The organism is Chryseobacterium oncorhynchi (genome assembly GCF_002899895.1).
In the GTDB taxonomy this organism is placed as follows: Bacteria; Bacteroidota; Bacteroidia; order Flavobacteriales; family Weeksellaceae; genus Chryseobacterium; species Chryseobacterium oncorhynchi.
The window spans coordinates 265488-280856 of sequence record NZ_PPEI02000002.1; the positions used below are offsets into that span (position 1 = coordinate 265488).

Sequence of the window (15369 nt, forward strand, 5' to 3'; positions counted from 1 at the left end):
TATATGAATGAAAGAATTTTAATTGCTGATGATCACTATGTAGTCAGAGCAGGAACAGCACTAGTTTTAGAGTCGGCTTTCCCTAGTCTGAATATAGACTTCGCTGAGAACTATGAACAGGTAAAAAAGATGTTGGGAGCCTTGCAATATGACCTCCTTATTTTAGATATTGATATGCCCGGAACTCAATATAAAAAGATGATTTCAGAACTTAAGGACATCCAGAAAAATATAAAAATCTTAGTATTTTCCGGGTATGATAAAGATGTTGCTATACAATACATTAGAGAAGGGGCCGAGGGATATCTTAATAAGCAAAGCAGTGAAGAAGAAATCAAAAATGCAGTAAAAACAGTTCTTGAAAAAGGGTATTTTTATCCTGCTGAATTAATTGGGCTTATCATCCAGAATAAAAGAGATAATCCCGCTGAAAAACTTTCTTCCCGCGAATACGAGATTTTCAAACTCTTGGCAGATGGAAATGGAAATCTGGAAATTGCCAACCGACTTAATATTCAAATGTCTACCGTAAGTACCTACAAAAAGAGGATATTCCAAAAACTTGATGTAGGCAACATTGCAGAGCTGATTAAAGTGTATGAAATGATGCATTGATGATTCTTCAACCATTCTTTCATTTAATTCAATAAATATTTTATTAAAATAAGGACCGGAAAATTCACAAAATTCCGGCCCAGATAAAACATAACTTTAACTAGGTCCAATAAATGGGCCTATTGATTGATTCCTTTAATTTTTTTTCATCATTTGTTTTTAGAATCAGAGAAGTTAGGTTGTAAGTAAAGAAACTTTATTAATATAGCCTTTGTACGGAAAGAAACAGTTCTCTTGTATTATCGGCAGTACTTGAATCCGTAGTAGTAGCATTACTGCCTCCTGTCATGGATTTGTTATCTACACGAAATGCATAGTATACTCTGTACCATCTTGGCTCCGGTTGCTGTATGGTAATATCAAATGTTACGGTTTCATTATGCGTTTGTGTAAGGTAAACACCATCATCAAACTGTCTGAAAGCTCCGGGTGACAGTTTAATATTTCCATTATCAGAATCACCAGTATGGGTAGACATTTCTGAAACCCAAATCTTTATATCAGATGATCCTACATTATAAAGTCTGGGATTAAAGGTAGTAGTAGATCCAGTTCCTGCCGAGCTTCCATCAAACTGAGCGTCAAGTCTCAAAACTCCTCCCAGAATAGGCAGATCAGAAAGATAGGTGCTTGCAAGAATACTAGCCCCAGAAGTTCCGGCAGGTATACTTCCATGATAATAAGTTAATTCTCCGATTGAAATATCATCACCATCAGTTCCTCCAAAAGAAAACTTCCAGATTTCACCATTAAACATATAATATCCCGGCTTGTCTACTTTTGCCGTTTTAACCGATGGTACCGTTACTGCTTCGGTCACATAAACCAATGTACCGGCATGTGCAGTAAGATATACATCATCTTTATCTTTAAGCTGATTTCCCGTCAATTTTGGAGCCATTACACCATCTGGTACCGTCTTTATATCTGGCTTACCTACAACATCCAGCGTAACTTTGGGAGAATCTGTATTTATACCAACTTGAGAAAAAGCATTTACAGATAAACACAATATCATACTACAAAGAGATAATTTTATTTTCTTCATTTTAGTTATATTTGTTAAAACAATTATTTGATTTATTGATTAAGTATATACAATCGCGTAGATTAATTTTTCAGATGAACAGCTAGTTTGATTCGGTTATCCTGATGCAAAGTTATCTGCACTGATAAATCAATTTTATAAATAATCAATGAAAAACCGGAAACGGCTACAACAAAACACAAAATACTGAATGTCAAAAATTTAAGCCAGTCATTTTTAATATTTGACTGCCAAAAATGTATTGAAAAAAAATAAATTATCTCAAACCACAAATGGCCACTACAAAAATTGAACAAATTGAACAATACAAGAGAGAGCTGATCTACTACTACAATGTTCTGATGTGGATCATTCTTGCCGTATTTGCTTTGATATTTACATTTATCATTCCTGATAAAATGATGTCTTGGTATCTTTATGGAGGACTTTTTTTACTGATTTACACTTATTTGATTGTTCGAAAAAGCTACTCGGTGAATGTATTAGTTCACTCTTACATTATTGTTGCCACGCTTTACAATTTTTATATCATGCTGGCTTTTTGGAATAATTCGGTAGCAAGTTTTGTATGGCTTATTCCTATTCCGTTGGCTGCCTATGTTTTTTTTCCAAGAAAGTATGTCTTTATCTATGGGCTATTTGTTCTACTCAACATAGCCGCGGGATTTATCATTTCCAAAAACTTTTCTTTTAATTTCCAGAAACATAGTCCGGAAGATGTGAGGTTAACAGATATTGTTCTCGTTACATCCAATGTAGCAGTCATCTCGCTTCTCATCTACTTTAAGGATAAAATAAGAAGAGTTGAAATTTATCATGAAATTCAAGAGGAAAAATTATATCCGGAAATACAGTCGGGGACAACAACAGAAAAAATTCCTTTTTTCGCAGAAGAGTTATTTGAAAAAATAGAATCTGTAATGAAAGAAAAACAGTTGTATAAGGACGTTAATTTTAATATTTCCAAGCTTTCTATAGAAATGGATATCAACAGCAGCTATATATCCAAATCGATTCGATATAAAGGATATCCCAATTTTAATAACTACCTGAATATGCACAGAATTGAATGTGTAAAAAAACTGCTTAGCGAAAATGATATTGAAAAGATAACTCTTATGTATATTTATACAGAAGCAGGCTTTTCAAACCAATCTACATTTAACCGTGTATTTAAGCAGATGGAAGGGATCACTCCATCAGAATACATCAGTAATATGTAAATACTTCAATTTGTTTTACCAATAAAAATTATTGAAATAATGATTTCTGAAATTAAAAAATAATCAGGAACTTTACAGAGCCTCATTTTCTATGAAGTTACTGCATTTTAACGGCAAAAATCATGAATCTATTTGAAAAAGCTGATCAGGGAAGCCAACGTTTCCGATTTATAAAACTTTGTATTTTCTTTTCCGGACTTTCTGTATTTGCGCAGCTTTATCTTTTTCAGCCGATGCTGCCCATGGCGGCAGAACATTTCAGGGTATCTGTGGGTGATACTTCTCTGCTGGTATCATCATCTACCATAGGAATGGCGTTAGGCCTATTATTTTTTGCCTTTAAAGCAGATAGCTATTCAAGAAAAGGACTCATGACTTTTTCCCTGATTTCTTCAGCTTTACTCACCATCATTTCAACATGGATTCCCAGCCTCAGTCTTCTGATTGCTATTGGTATCTTTAAAGGATTTGTGGTTTCAGGTGTTTCCGCGGTTGCCCTCGCCTATCTTACAGAGGAAGTAAATGCTGCTGTAATAGGTGCTGCCATCAGCATGTATCTGAGTGGAAACACAATTGGTGGGATGAGTGGAAGAATATTAGCAACGCTTGTAGCCGGAGAATTTGGATGGCGCAATGCTGTTTTGGTGATTGGAATAGAAAGTTTAATCCTCGGCATTATATTTTGGAAACTTTTCCCGGAATCAAAATTTTTCAATCCTCAGAAAACAGATTATCATCTCAAGATGAAGCAGATGAAGTTTTTTCTGACTAACCCTTATATGCTTCGGTTATATTTCATTGCTGCTTTGGTGATGGGTGTTTTCGTAAGTGTATACAATTATCTGACTTTCAGATTGGAGGCTGCTCCTTTTTCTCTGAGTCATTTTATTATTGCTTTTATATTCCTGATGTACGTTTTTGGTGTCTTTGGAACAATGATCGTTGGACGTCTGTCCAAAAGGTTTCCTGCTAATAATATTCTAAAGGTTTCCATTCTGTTTATGATTGTGGGAGCATTGTTGCTTCTATCTGAAAATATTTACATCCTCATTTTTGGGCTTGCTCTTTTTACCCTTTCCTTTTTTGCTTCTCACACTATGGCAAGTCAAATGACTGCACTTTATGCAAAACGGGGGAAGTCTTCCGCTACTTCTATCTATTGGTTATTTTATTATTTCGGATCAAGTATTTTGGGAAGTGGTACGGGATATCTCCTCCACTCCTATTCCTGGAATGTCTTTATAGCATTTCTTATCATTTCCATTGTAATTGCTCTTCTTTTGGCCACTGCCAATAAGTCTTCAAAGGAAAAAAAAGTTCACTGATACCACAGACCCGCTCCATTCAATTTCTTAAAAAGAATTGCAATTCTGTTATTTTAACATAATATTAATTTTTCAATGGAAAATTTAACCTAATCTTCACTAAAACACCACCTTACAATACAATGCAAGGCATAATATTTGATAGTTATATCCTATACCATTATCATCACAAAAAATCAAAATATTATGAATGTAGCAGATCTTAAAATCAAAAACTTAGTCGAGTACAAAAATCAGATTTATACGATCACTGAAATTTTTCAGAGTGTAGAAAGGGAGTATTTTGTTCACATTGAAAATGATAGTCAACGTATTTCAGTTCCGGCAGATTCTATTAAACCCATTAAAATAACAGAAGAATGGCTTGAGATGTTAGGCTTTTCAAGAACATTCAGTTCAGCTCAAAGCATCCGTTACGAGAGACCGGAAGCTTTTATAAAGTATGATATTGACCTGAGTTCAAAAAAAATACTGGAGGGGCTGAAAATTTATGGAAATGCTATAAAATGCAGGTATATCCATGAATTTCAAAACATTTTCTCATGCCTATTTGGCAAGGAACCATCCTTACATTATGGCTACCTGAAACAGAATCATAGTTAAATAGTTCTTAGTTATTGAAAACCACAGTTTATCCTATTAATCTGTGGTTTTCCTTGTTATAGCCATCTATTAGAAATCCTGAATAGTGAATAAAAAAAAGCTGCCTCAGTTTTGAAGCAGCTTCTCAGCACAAATATGAAATGTGCTCATTCTTGATTGTATGTCTAACTTTTGAAAACTGTTTTATTCGCAAGTTTCAATACATAGCTATTTTTTTTACCTTTCGTCAAAGTATATTGTCCTTTTTTATAAATAACAGCTTTTTTAGATGCTACTTTCTCAAGTACAAGACTTCCGTCTGAAGATGGTAAAAACAACTCTGCTTTTTTCTCGTCCTGGCTAAGAATTATGGCAGCATTAGAGGTATATGATTTTTTAGTATCTACTTCTTTCAACTGAATTTTTTCATCAAAAAGCCTCACACAGTCATTTTTTATAACAGAGAAAGTATATCCTGCGGATCCTTTACATCCGTGTTTATCTTTATCGGAACCGGCCCCCTTTGGAGTAAGTTGTGCAGAAGCACTTGAAGCGAACATTACAACTGTAATCGCTGTAATTAATAGTTTTGCGTTTTTCATATGTTTAAAATTTATGGAACATTTTTCATTGTACTGAATAAAGGACATTATTTGAATAAAACAATATAGTTTATTGAGACGGGAACATGATTTTAATTATTTACAGATAATTATTGTTAAAACTTTATTCATTTACATTTTCGTATTGCATTACAAATAGTATTCCAACTTTGTTGAAATATTCTTTTACAAAGAATAAGATACAACTTTTTCAGACATTCAACTTAAAATATTATTATTTTATTTTGTTAAACTGTATGTTAAACATATTGGATCCTGATAATATAAATCCTTTAATCTTATTATTTTCATCATACTTAAAATGAATATGTCCAAAAAAAGGTTCTCGGGAATAAAAACTTTCCGGACTTAAAGGATGCAAAATAGCTTCGGGGTTAATAGCGTGTCTGGCAACAAGCTTATTATCTTTAATAATCAACTCATAGATTGTATTGAATTCTTCATTCTTATAATACCCAACAAACTGATTAAGATCCATTTTGCTTTCATCCATTGTATCTAATATTACTTTTTTACAGTTAAATACAAAGTCTCCAATGCTGAATGCAAGCTTCCCGGGATGAAATGTAACATGAGCAGTCGGGATAAAAGGAATGATAAATTTATTGTCTCCCACAGATTCCAAAGGAGTTTTGCTTCCCCATGCGTATAGATTTTTACCATCTGTAGTTATTTCCATATAATTCCCCGGATCTATTTCATAGACTCCCCCAAACTGTTTCAGTTCAGTAGAAGTATAGGTGATTTTTTTAGGTGGAGAGGGTGAAATTTCATGATCTTTAAGAAACAGATCAACCAGTTTATAAGCAATAAATAATCCATCAAAATTACCCTTATTGCTCATCAGTACAATTGATAAATGATGGGCAGGAACATGGAGTATATAAGATCTGTAACCTGCGGTACCTCCCCCATGAAAAACAATATCCAGTCCTTTATATTTTCCGGTTTGCAGTCCAAGGCCGTATTCTATTTTTTCTCCTGAATTCAGAAAGGTATTTTGCTGCATTTTTTGATAAATTTCACGACTGCCAACAGTTGGATTTTGAAAATTGACAGCCCATTTGCATAGATCATTCAAAGTTGTAAAAATATTGGAAGAACCGTTCTCCATCTGTCCTAATGGTTGTTTTGTAAAATGGTCCCCGTTTTCTTTGTATGACTCGGCTTTATTGGGAATAATTTTCTCGGGATCATTCACAGCTTTCGTATGACTCATTTGAAGAGGGTTGAAAATATATTCTTTAAGGAGATCAGCAAAATCCTTTTTGTATATTCTGTGAAGTATTTCAGCAAGAAGTATAAAGCCTGTATTATTATATTTGTATTGGTCACCGGATGGGAAATTGATACTTTTAATAGCAAGGACAGTGTTTACAGCTTCAATATTGGTGACCTGAGACTCAACTCCAAATCCCTGTAATCTTTTAATATTTGTAAAATCCGGTAACCCATGGGTATGATTGGCCAGTTGTCTGATCGTGATTTTATAGGGTAAATCTTTTAGTTCCGGCAAATAGATTCTGATATCTTCATTCAATGACAATCTTCCCTCCTGCTCTGCTAAAAGGGCTACAAAGGCAGTAAATTGTTTAGAGACGGATGCAATATCAAATGCTGTGGAATCTGTCACAGGAATCCGGTCTTCGAGATTTGCCAGTCCGTATGTTTTTTTATCAATGATTTTTCCGTCTCTTATAATTCCGACAGCCATCCCGGGAGCACCTGCCTGAGAATAATGATTAATGAGTGAATCTACTTTCCAAAGTTCATCTTTTTGGTTGGATTGCGCTAAACAAATTTCAAAGGAGAGAACAGAGAACAGTAGTAAAATGGTTTTAATTAATGGCTTCATTGTATTTGATTTTTAATAATGAAGCAAAGCTGAAGTTTTATAACAGGATAAACATCCGACTATCGGAAATCGGACTCTTTTGTTATAAAAAATTAGTCCGACTTAAAATCGGACACTATCTAAATAGTTAATTTCCTGTAATCTGTGGGAGTAATCCCTGTTTCTTTTTTAAATGCTGTATAAAATGAAGATTTAGAATTAAATCCAACTTCATACAAGACTTCCTGCACAGTTAACTGCGGTTGATCCTTAAGCAATGCCTTTGCATAGTTGATTCTAAACTCATTAATAAAGTCAAAAAAATGTTTACCTGTATGTTTATTGATAAGCAATGAAAGCTGTTTCTCAGGCATGCTCATCTGTTCTGCTAATTTCTGCAAGGTCAGTTTATCATCTAAATAGGGTTTTTCCATGTCCATAAAGTTCAGAAGATTTTTAAGCTGTTCCGGTTCTTCTTTAGATTCATTTTCTGTTTTTACAGGAATCAGATCTTTATCAATTCCTGTAAATAAGCTTGGTCGATATAATGCATTAAGTACAAACCAGCTGACAACAAATAAAACAAACAATGAGGAAAATGTATATAACCCAAGAAAAACGGTATTATTCTCTTTTACAAAACCTCTGATCAGCACGAAAAAGTTTCCAATCAAAAAAAGAACAGTGGTCTGAAACAACCATTTATAGGTAAGATGATGATTACTTGAATAATTCTCCTGGTATATCTTTCTAAAAGTTTTCAATGACCAAAATACAGCAATAATATAATAGTAATACTGAATGGTAGAAACTACATCAAAAATCTTGTGACTTTGTTCAGAAATCCCAGTGATACTAAATAAACAGAAAAAGAATAAAAAAGGTACCCCATGCAAGAGATGCTTTCTAGTGAGGGTGAAATTATAATAGCACGCAGCATTCACATACAGATAATACAATGGCATCTGAAGCAGGATACTGGATAGTTTAAATGCTTTAATAAGATTATGATCAGGCGGACTTAGAAAAAAACCTGAAAGATCCACCACGGAAATCAAAAGGAATGCAGCAAACAAATAATTGGGCAATTTTCTTTTCGGTTTTGCGGTGATCAGAAAAACACTCAATAGCAAAAACAAGAAAACAATAATTTTACCTAAATCATTTATTAATGCCATATTTCTATTTTGATTATCACAAAACTACAAATAATACATTAGGTTTTAATCTACCATTTTTTTAAAAAATCATATAAATACTTACTTAAAGCAATAAATACAAAAAAAGCAACAACCTCCAAAACATTGATCTGGAGGTTGTTTACTTAAAAAGTTAGAAAGCAGAAGTTATTTTATAAGATTACTTATATTATTCTCCATCAATTTTACATGAATTAATTGTTCCCTGTTTATACTAATAACATCTCCATTTCTAATTTTATGTTTCTTTTGTAAAGGTCTATCATGAACAAAGATAAATTCTGATTCAATTAATTGATTCAATTTGCTGGATGAAATTTGCAAACAATTTCTGATAACCGTTGACATTCTGAGGTTAAAATCAAAAGAACAATTGATTTTAAAGATAATCATTTCATTATCTGTATGCATTAATTCCTCCACTGAAATTTCATCATACTTAATCTCATATTCTACTCCATCCAGATCGGCTTCTGCATTATTTCTTCGTCTTATTTCGTGAGAAAATGCGTATTCCCAAGCTAAGCCGGCATCGTTCTCTGAAAGTTTATTGAATAACTCCTTACTTATAGATTCTGTTCCGATTCTTGAAAAAAGGGTCATATTATATCGTTTATTGCACTTTACACATCTGTAAATTAACCAGATATCAATATTCTTTTTTTGTGCATTCAATCTGAATTTATCACTACAATGAAACCTTTCACCGTCACAATGGTTGCATTTCTTTTTTAAAAGGGGTGTATTTTTGGCTTTTACCTCCCAGATATACTCTATACTCATTATTATAATCGTGCTTAATATTCTTTGTTAAGTTTTTCATATTATTCACGCATTACAGGATTGAAAATACAGAGTTAACAGGTTAAAGCATGTAACCTCCAATAGCCCAACTTTCTGATCAGTACAACTGTCAAAATCTGGAATTGCAAAAGCCGTTGCCTTTACAACAATGCAATAAATAATATGATTAAATGAAAACCTGTTCGGGTAGAATTACCCAAACGAAAGAATGATTAGCCTGTGGTTGTGAAGGCTAATACTAAGCTATAATAAGTTTAAGAGTTGTTCTCAAAACGAGTTATTTACTTGGTTATGATAAAAGTAGGTAATTCTATGCAAAAAGCAAATTATTTTTTTACTTATTTAAATGAAAGCACGAATCACTCATAGAAAAGAAATGGAGGAGCTCACCGATTCATTTACTTCCTCTTCAACTCCGGATATTGTTAGGGAAAGTGTGGAGTATTTCAAATATCCGGTTTTTGCATTATAAACGGACTTTATATCTGAAAGGATTGTAAAGTTCTTGGTATAATGATAAGGTTTTGCTTTCTGCTGAAACTGTTTATCGGCAATTAACTTCGTAAGAGTATCCTCATCCAGAGATACTGTACCTCTTAGGGTAAGATCCATATCATTTATAAGTTCAACTACATATTCAATTTTAAGAGGCAATCCAAGAGGAGCATGTACCCAGGACATTCCATCAATCACCGTCCCTACTTCAAGCTCTTTGTTATAAATATTAACAAAAAAAGGCAAATGAGAACCATTGGAAAGCAAGTCGTACTCCATTCCAAAATCCATTTTAAAATACAGCCTTTCGTAGAGAAACAAAAAGGTATTATTTTTTCCGTTGCGATTTTTTTCCTTGAATTTATTCCATTGTACCTTTAGTAGTTTCTTGTTGGTAATTTCAAAAAAGTTTTTCTTTTCATTCAGTTCAAATTGTACGGGAGAAAAGATCAGGTTGTTGGATGTATCATCTGTAAGATCTTTATTCGTGAAAGTCATTTGGAGATTCTCGTTCAGATTCAGATTAAGTGAAAATGTATTACGGGATTTTAGCTCAGAAAGCTTATTATTTTTATAAAGAGTATTTTTCGAATACTCTGATTTGTAAAGCTCCTGTGAATCTGGTTTAATATTGATCAGCATCATCTATTGGTTATCTAATAAATCTTGGTATGTATCTGCCATATCTTGGTTGTCAGCTTTCTTATACATCAGTATTATCTTATTATAACTTGATGCTAAATAGGGTGATTCAGGACTAATCCTGATCCAGTTTTCCAGGATATCAATACCCTCTTCAATGTTCCTGTGTTCTTCTAAGCTTGTTACTTTTTGTAAAACGATCATAAAATCATTGGGGGTAATCTGATAAACTTTATCAAGAATTTCATCAAATTTATTCTGGTTACCATTCATTCGATAGAGAGCCATTACACTTTTCAGTAATGGAACATTGGTAGGATATCTCTCAACAGCAGTTTCTATAAAGTGATTGACTTCAGCCTGATGATCATTATACCATTGATAATCTCCATCCACCATTATAACATATACTTCGGCCTTTTTAACATAGAAAAACAGCTTCTCTTCCTCTGAAAGTTGAGAAATTGCTCTATCACAACAGGCAACAGCCTCTTCATAGGCAGGCCACAATAGCTCTGCTACGACCGATTCATCCAGCAAAAAATTAATATAATTGATATAATAATTTCTGTCTTTAGGATAGTCCTCAAGTAAAGAACGGTATGTTTTAAGCGCAGAACGAATCTCTCCATCATTAAAATATTGTTGGGTAAGCCGTTCGATATGATGTATTGCACTAAGGTCTTTTTTCATGTTGCTGCATTTATAAATCTAAATCTCTTACTGCCTAAAAACAAACGTTTATCTCCTATTAGCTTAATCCTAAATGCACCATTACTTCAGGGCGTTGTCTGAATAAAATAATATCCTGATCTGCTTCTGCTTCCAGCTTATGAATAGCTTCTGCACTATATTTATACGCTCCGCTTAATAAGTTCCGATATTCTTCTGTTTTTTCGGTATTCTTAAGTTTATAATAGATTTTGAAAAGAGCTTCATCTTCATTTCTATACATATCAGGATATGTTGGCAGGCCCATTTGCTTATCCATCGCCTTTATATTTTCAATTTCTTTAGCCGCATTGCTATAGTCCTTTAAATAAGCCAATGCCCAACTCTTGTACAAAATGCACCCTAAATAAATAGACGTTAAAGCTCTTGATTTTGCAGTAGAGGCATCCACCGGAATATAACTCATCATGTTATCACAAACTTTGACAACTCCCTCGTAGTTTTTAATTTTAAGATATAATTGAATTAATTTTTCACCTACTGTTAAGTATTGAGAATCCAGATCGTAAGCCTTTTCATAATTGATCTGAGCTTTCTCCAAATCTCCTTCTTTCTGATAGATATCTCCAAGCAATTCATAGTTTTCCTTAAAATTAGCATCCAAAGCTATGGCTTCTTCTACATAGCGTTTAGCCGGATCTGTACTCAAGCTTTCATAATAGGTAGAGGCCAATAAATAGCGATAGGTTACATTCTCAGGAAACTCATTGTTCACCTGATGCAGTATCGCCAGAGATTCTGCAAACTCACCGTTATTTCTATACTTTTTTGCGTCTGAAAGATGTTTCTTAACTTCTTTTTCGTTCATTTTTATATCTTTATTTTCTTACATTAATAAAATCCGGTATTTCCCGGAGGTAATTTTCCTCGGATTGCAAAATACGCTGCAATAAGGCCATTCTCAATGAACCTTGCATAAGCATAGCTTCTCCTAAAGGCATACCATTCATAAGGTCCAAAACTGCCGTTTTGTAAATTTCGTAAAATCATTAATTCTTTAGGGCTTGTCCATGAAAATGCCTCATATCTTCTAAGTACGGATCCATATTTAGTAATACCATATTTATAGATCTCACCGGCATTTAAAAATACAGAATTCGGATCCGTAATCCCTCTTTGATAATCTCCATAATTGCCCGGAAGATTAACATGTACATCATATACATTAAATGGCCCTGATTCTGACGGAACATCTTTATCTATAGGTACACTAAGCGGGATGGGGATTGGAATATCTATTGGTTTTGTTTCAGGAACCGGAATAGGTTCTGCCACAGGCGGTGCCGTATCATCCCAGACATCATCTGCCGTTTCATTAATCTGCCCTCGTACAAATTCAACAATTTTATAGATGATGTAGGCAACAATAAGTATAACGGCAACAATAATAATTGCCAAAATAAGGGCCTCAATGATAGCTGCAGCCAACGCTGCTATTCCTGCTCCTATTACTAATGCGGGCATAATAAATTATATTTGTCCAGAGTTAATACTAGTAATAATTCCACCCAGAGGACAAATACATTTAGATGCCTCAAACAGTGCCTTTGTGTCTTTTATTTTCACCTTAGGCACAGTGTTAATCCAATTGAGCTGCTGACCGCTCAGGTTTAGATTTAATCTGCAGATTCCTGCAACACTACAGAGTGTAAAATGGGTAATATTTACTCCTGCAATATTATCCTTGTCTGTAGCAAATAAACCCTCTCTATTCTTTATTTTGTTATTGCTTGTAATATTTAAAAGTGACGGAATCAAGCCTTTATCACACTTTAAAATAGCATTGTTTTTAAGATATTGCATGACTTTATTCTTTATTTCATTTTAACTTCATTTCCTCCGGTCACAATAACGTTTTGATCGCTATTGATTTTAAAATTGGATCCTTTCGCTGTTTGGCTAACCCGTTTCGCATTAAGATCAAAATTATTGTCGGCCTTTTGCTCAAGATTCTTTCCATTCAGTTTGATTAATCCTTTTTTGTCGATTGACAATAGATTATCGCCTACTTTTAGGGTAATTGAAGATTTTGCATCAATAACCACATTACCTGCTGAATCCATCTTCAACATCGATTGCGGTGGGGCTCCTTTCTCCCCTCCCACATTGATAACCGTAGTACTTCCTGCATTAATTGTATTATTGCTGCCTGTATTGGTGGTATGGTCAGTATTGGCATTAACGATTGCATTTCCACTTCCATCAAAGAACATATTGGCTCCTCCCTGATCTTTCAGGTTCATAGATCCTGCCCCATTATCATATTTCAGTTCAGCACCGCTACGGCCACTGAAGCTCATCACGTTGTTTCCGGAACCACCTCCTGCACCAATTCCGCCATGATACATTCCCCCCATAACAAAAGGACGATCAGGATGAAGATGTACAAAATTCACAATAACCTGATCTCCAACCTCCGGAACCGACATAAAACCTCTGTTTTTACCCACTTTATCACTGCTTCCTGCATCAGGAGACATTACCCGGATAAACTCTGTGGTATCCTGTCCACTTTGCCAGTCGAACTGAACCTGAACACGCCCTTGATTGAGTGGGTCCGTATTGGAGACCACTTTTCCAAACTGAGGTTCTGCTATCGGAACAGCAAATTCTGGTCTGGGAATAAAACCTGTATCTGAAGCTATAGCCTCAAAGGTTCCGATATAGTATCCTCTTGCATCTACTTCATGGGTTACTTCTGTAAGCATCAGTTTTGTAAAGTATGATGTATCGTTGGTATCAGTTTTTCGCATTTCAATGTCTGCGATACAACCAGGATAAAGGAATGGAACAGTAGTGCATCCTGAAGTAATGAATACCTCTGAAGCCCTGCTTCCTGCTGTACCTTTTTGAGAAGCATCAATATCCATGAATGAAGATGCTTTTATAGGGGCTACCCGTAATGATGGGGTAGAAAAAATTTTTTCAGAAATTTCGTAGGCACGTCGTGCAATATCGGAGGTATGGCTGATTTTTGAATCGCCTCCTTTAAATTTTTCATTCTTGCTACTGTTATAGCCATAAAATGTAGGGTTCACATGCTGTGCCTTCATTCTTATTTTAATATCACTCAGGTTGCTTCCATAGGTAAGCTTTACGGGTTGTTCCTGTGGAGGTAGTTGTCCGAAATGCAACACCTCTCCGTCATAGAAAAATTGTTCGCCATAGGCTTCTGCTAACCTTGCGAGGAAATTGTAATGTGTTTCTCCGTACTGCGAGCTATAGGCAACATTTCCGTAACGGGCATCTACTCTCACATCATACTTTCCTTGGCCAAGTCCCTCTTTTATAACGTCCTGTGCAATACTGTTCAAACTTATAGATTGTGCCCCTCCAAAACTTTGGATATGGGGAGCAGCATCTAATAAAATGGTTGGACTATACCCCGTCAATACAAGATTTCCAAGACTTCCTTTCTCCTGACTGAACCCGACTTCGGTAATCACTCCTACAAAATTTCTTTCAGGACCTTCTTCAATATCCTTGTACTTGAAGACAACGGTAATACGCTTGCCAAGAAATTTTTGAGCCTGTTCCAGATTATGATTTTCTACACTTCCTAAGGTATCATAGGCAAGAGTAAGATCAAATTCATGATGTCTGACTGCACTTTGTGTAAGTTTAAAATGTTTGAAAAACTTAACAGGTTCTCCTTCCACGAAAATTTCAAGCCTCACCACCCTGTTAATTCCTGCAATGGCATTTTCAGGGATGCCCTGTGCATTGAAGATCTTTGAAGTGGGCTGTTTGGACCATACTTTATCATTACTTATTGTTGGATCATTCGGAACCAATGGCTGATTCATAAAATAGGTTCCCGTACCACTTTTATTTTGTAAAGAGGATGTATCAGAAGTTTCGGCTAAATCCTTAGGCTTGTTACTATTTTTTGTGTTTGACTCTTTCCCGTTTTTGGAAAAGTTTTTTTCTTCTTGAAACATAACATAATTTTATCTGTTGTGTAGTGTAGATTGGAATTTCTTCCACAGAAAGAAGAGACCGTTTACTCAAATCACAGTCAGTAATTGCCTTGGTCTCCTTTCGCAAGTTTACTTTTTGACTGGTTTGATTGGTTCGGAATAGAGAAAGAACTTTAAAAAGTTCGTTTTTATGCGCTTTTAGGTAATCTTTTTTTACCGTAAATTGAACTCATTTTCATAAAATTTCACTATGGTTTGGTAGTACCAATATATCACCTATAAAAATCACAGCAAAATGAATTAGTAATTATTTGAGAAATTGTAGTA

At 34.5% G+C, this 15369-nt stretch carries 15 protein-coding genes; 4 read left to right on the forward strand and 11 right to left on the reverse strand.

Annotated features, from left to right (window positions below; translation table 11 throughout):
• Positions 1-3 precede the first annotated feature (3 nt).
• A complete protein-coding gene (locus C1638_RS06845; RefSeq protein WP_109619464.1) occupies positions 4-615 on the forward strand; it encodes a response regulator in 612 nt (203 codons plus the stop codon).
• Between the two features lie 199 nt (positions 616-814).
• Here the strand turns inward: C1638_RS06845 and C1638_RS06850 are convergent, their stop codons facing one another.
• Complete coding sequence (locus tag C1638_RS06850) at positions 815-1663, reverse strand: phage tail-like protein (RefSeq protein WP_123838351.1); 849 nt, start codon at positions 1661-1663, stop codon at positions 815-817.
• 272 nt (positions 1664-1935) lie between these two features.
• On the opposite strand from C1638_RS06850, the gene C1638_RS06860 reads away from it, so the two are divergent.
• The 3 genes from C1638_RS06860 (at position 1936) to C1638_RS06870 (ending at position 4814) form a co-directional block, all read left to right on the forward strand.
• Positions 1936-2886: a helix-turn-helix domain-containing protein gene (locus C1638_RS06860; RefSeq protein ID WP_109619470.1), complete on the forward strand. Its 951-nt coding sequence runs from the start codon at positions 1936-1938 to the stop codon at positions 2884-2886.
• A 122-nt stretch (positions 2887-3008) separates the two neighbouring features.
• Positions 3009-4211: an MFS transporter gene (locus C1638_RS06865; protein WP_109619472.1), complete on the forward strand. Its 1203-nt coding sequence runs from the start codon at positions 3009-3011 to the stop codon at positions 4209-4211.
• Positions 4212-4397: 186 nt separating this feature from the next.
• The gene (locus C1638_RS06870) at positions 4398-4814 is read left to right on the forward strand and encodes a hypothetical protein (RefSeq protein WP_109619474.1); all 417 of its coding nucleotides are present in this window, start codon (positions 4398-4400) and stop codon (positions 4812-4814) included.
• Positions 4815-4978: 164 nt separating this feature from the next.
• Here C1638_RS06870 and C1638_RS06875 read toward each other — a convergent pair whose 3' ends face one another.
• The 10 genes from C1638_RS06875 to C1638_RS06920 all read right to left on the reverse strand — a co-directional run bounded on the left by C1638_RS06875 (position 4979) and on the right by C1638_RS06920 (position 15063).
• Positions 4979-5395, reverse strand: coding sequence for a hypothetical protein (locus C1638_RS06875; protein ID WP_185140412.1), 417 nt, complete (start codon positions 5393-5395; stop codon positions 4979-4981).
• A gap of 235 nt (positions 5396-5630) precedes the next feature.
• Positions 5631-7271: a serine hydrolase domain-containing protein gene (locus tag C1638_RS06880; protein WP_109619475.1), complete on the reverse strand. Its 1641-nt coding sequence runs from the start codon at positions 7269-7271 to the stop codon at positions 5631-5633.
• Positions 7272-7390: 119 nt separating this feature from the next.
• Complete coding sequence (locus C1638_RS06885; protein WP_109619477.1) at positions 7391-8428, reverse strand: helix-turn-helix domain-containing protein; 1038 nt, start codon at positions 8426-8428, stop codon at positions 7391-7393.
• Between the two features lie 168 nt (positions 8429-8596).
• On the reverse strand, positions 8597-9232 hold the full coding sequence (locus tag C1638_RS06890) for a DUF1062 domain-containing protein (RefSeq protein WP_109619479.1): 636 nt from the start codon (positions 9230-9232) through the stop codon (positions 8597-8599).
• A 384-nt stretch (positions 9233-9616) separates the two neighbouring features.
• Positions 9617-10390: a hypothetical protein gene (locus C1638_RS06895; protein ID WP_123838352.1), complete on the reverse strand. Its 774-nt coding sequence runs from the start codon at positions 10388-10390 to the stop codon at positions 9617-9619.
• Positions 10391-10393: 3 nt separating this feature from the next.
• On the reverse strand, positions 10394-11083 hold the full coding sequence (locus C1638_RS06900) for a tetratricopeptide repeat protein (RefSeq protein WP_109619483.1): 690 nt from the start codon (positions 11081-11083) through the stop codon (positions 10394-10396).
• A gap of 58 nt (positions 11084-11141) precedes the next feature.
• Entirely contained in the window at positions 11142-11930 is a 789-nt protein-coding gene (locus C1638_RS06905) for a tetratricopeptide repeat protein (RefSeq protein WP_109619485.1), read from the reverse strand.
• Positions 11931-11953: 23 nt separating this feature from the next.
• Complete coding sequence (locus C1638_RS06910; protein WP_109619486.1) at positions 11954-12586, reverse strand: hypothetical protein; 633 nt, start codon at positions 12584-12586, stop codon at positions 11954-11956.
• A gap of 6 nt (positions 12587-12592) precedes the next feature.
• Positions 12593-12925 carry a DUF4280 domain-containing protein gene (locus C1638_RS06915; protein WP_109619488.1) on the reverse strand — a complete coding sequence of 111 codons (333 nt, stop codon included), beginning with the start codon at positions 12923-12925 and terminating at the stop codon, positions 12593-12595.
• Positions 12926-12936: 11 nt separating this feature from the next.
• Positions 12937-15063 carry a type VI secretion system Vgr family protein gene (locus C1638_RS06920; RefSeq protein WP_109619490.1) on the reverse strand — a complete coding sequence of 709 codons (2127 nt, stop codon included), beginning with the start codon at positions 15061-15063 and terminating at the stop codon, positions 12937-12939.
• Positions 15064-15369: the final 306 nt, after the last annotated feature.

Excerpts from the sequence above, each read along its gene's own strand:
- C1638_RS06845 (WP_109619464.1), top strand. The coding sequence starts at position 4 with ATGAATGAAAGAATTTTAATTGCTGATGATCACTATGTAGTCAGAGCA.
- C1638_RS06850 (WP_123838351.1), bottom strand. The coding sequence starts at position 1,663 with ATGAAGAAAATAAAATTATCTCTTTGTAGTATGATATTGTGTTTATCT.
- C1638_RS06860 (WP_109619470.1), top strand. The coding sequence starts at position 1,936 with ATGGCCACTACAAAAATTGAACAAATTGAACAATACAAGAGAGAGCTG.
- C1638_RS06865 (WP_109619472.1), top strand. The coding sequence starts at position 3,009 with ATGAATCTATTTGAAAAAGCTGATCAGGGAAGCCAACGTTTCCGATTT.
- C1638_RS06870 (WP_109619474.1), top strand. The coding sequence starts at position 4,398 with ATGAATGTAGCAGATCTTAAAATCAAAAACTTAGTCGAGTACAAAAAT.
- C1638_RS06875 (WP_185140412.1), bottom strand. The coding sequence starts at position 5,395 with ATGAAAAACGCAAAACTATTAATTACAGCGATTACAGTTGTAATGTTC.
- C1638_RS06880 (WP_109619475.1), bottom strand. The coding sequence starts at position 7,271 with ATGAAGCCATTAATTAAAACCATTTTACTACTGTTCTCTGTTCTCTCC.
- C1638_RS06885 (WP_109619477.1), bottom strand. The coding sequence starts at position 8,428 with ATGGCATTAATAAATGATTTAGGTAAAATTATTGTTTTCTTGTTTTTG.
- C1638_RS06890 (WP_109619479.1), bottom strand. The coding sequence starts at position 9,232 with ATGAGTATAGAGTATATCTGGGAGGTAAAAGCCAAAAATACACCCCTT.
- C1638_RS06895 (WP_123838352.1), bottom strand. The coding sequence starts at position 10,390 with ATGCTGATCAATATTAAACCAGATTCACAGGAGCTTTACAAATCAGAG.
- C1638_RS06900 (WP_109619483.1), bottom strand. The coding sequence starts at position 11,083 with ATGAAAAAAGACCTTAGTGCAATACATCATATCGAACGGCTTACCCAA.
- C1638_RS06905 (WP_109619485.1), bottom strand. The coding sequence starts at position 11,930 with ATGAACGAAAAAGAAGTTAAGAAACATCTTTCAGACGCAAAAAAGTAT.
- C1638_RS06910 (WP_109619486.1), bottom strand. The coding sequence starts at position 12,586 with ATGCCCGCATTAGTAATAGGAGCAGGAATAGCAGCGTTGGCTGCAGCT.
- C1638_RS06915 (WP_109619488.1), bottom strand. The coding sequence starts at position 12,925 with ATGCAATATCTTAAAAACAATGCTATTTTAAAGTGTGATAAAGGCTTG.
- C1638_RS06920 (WP_109619490.1), bottom strand. The coding sequence starts at position 15,063 with ATGTTTCAAGAAGAAAAAAACTTTTCCAAAAACGGGAAAGAGTCAAAC.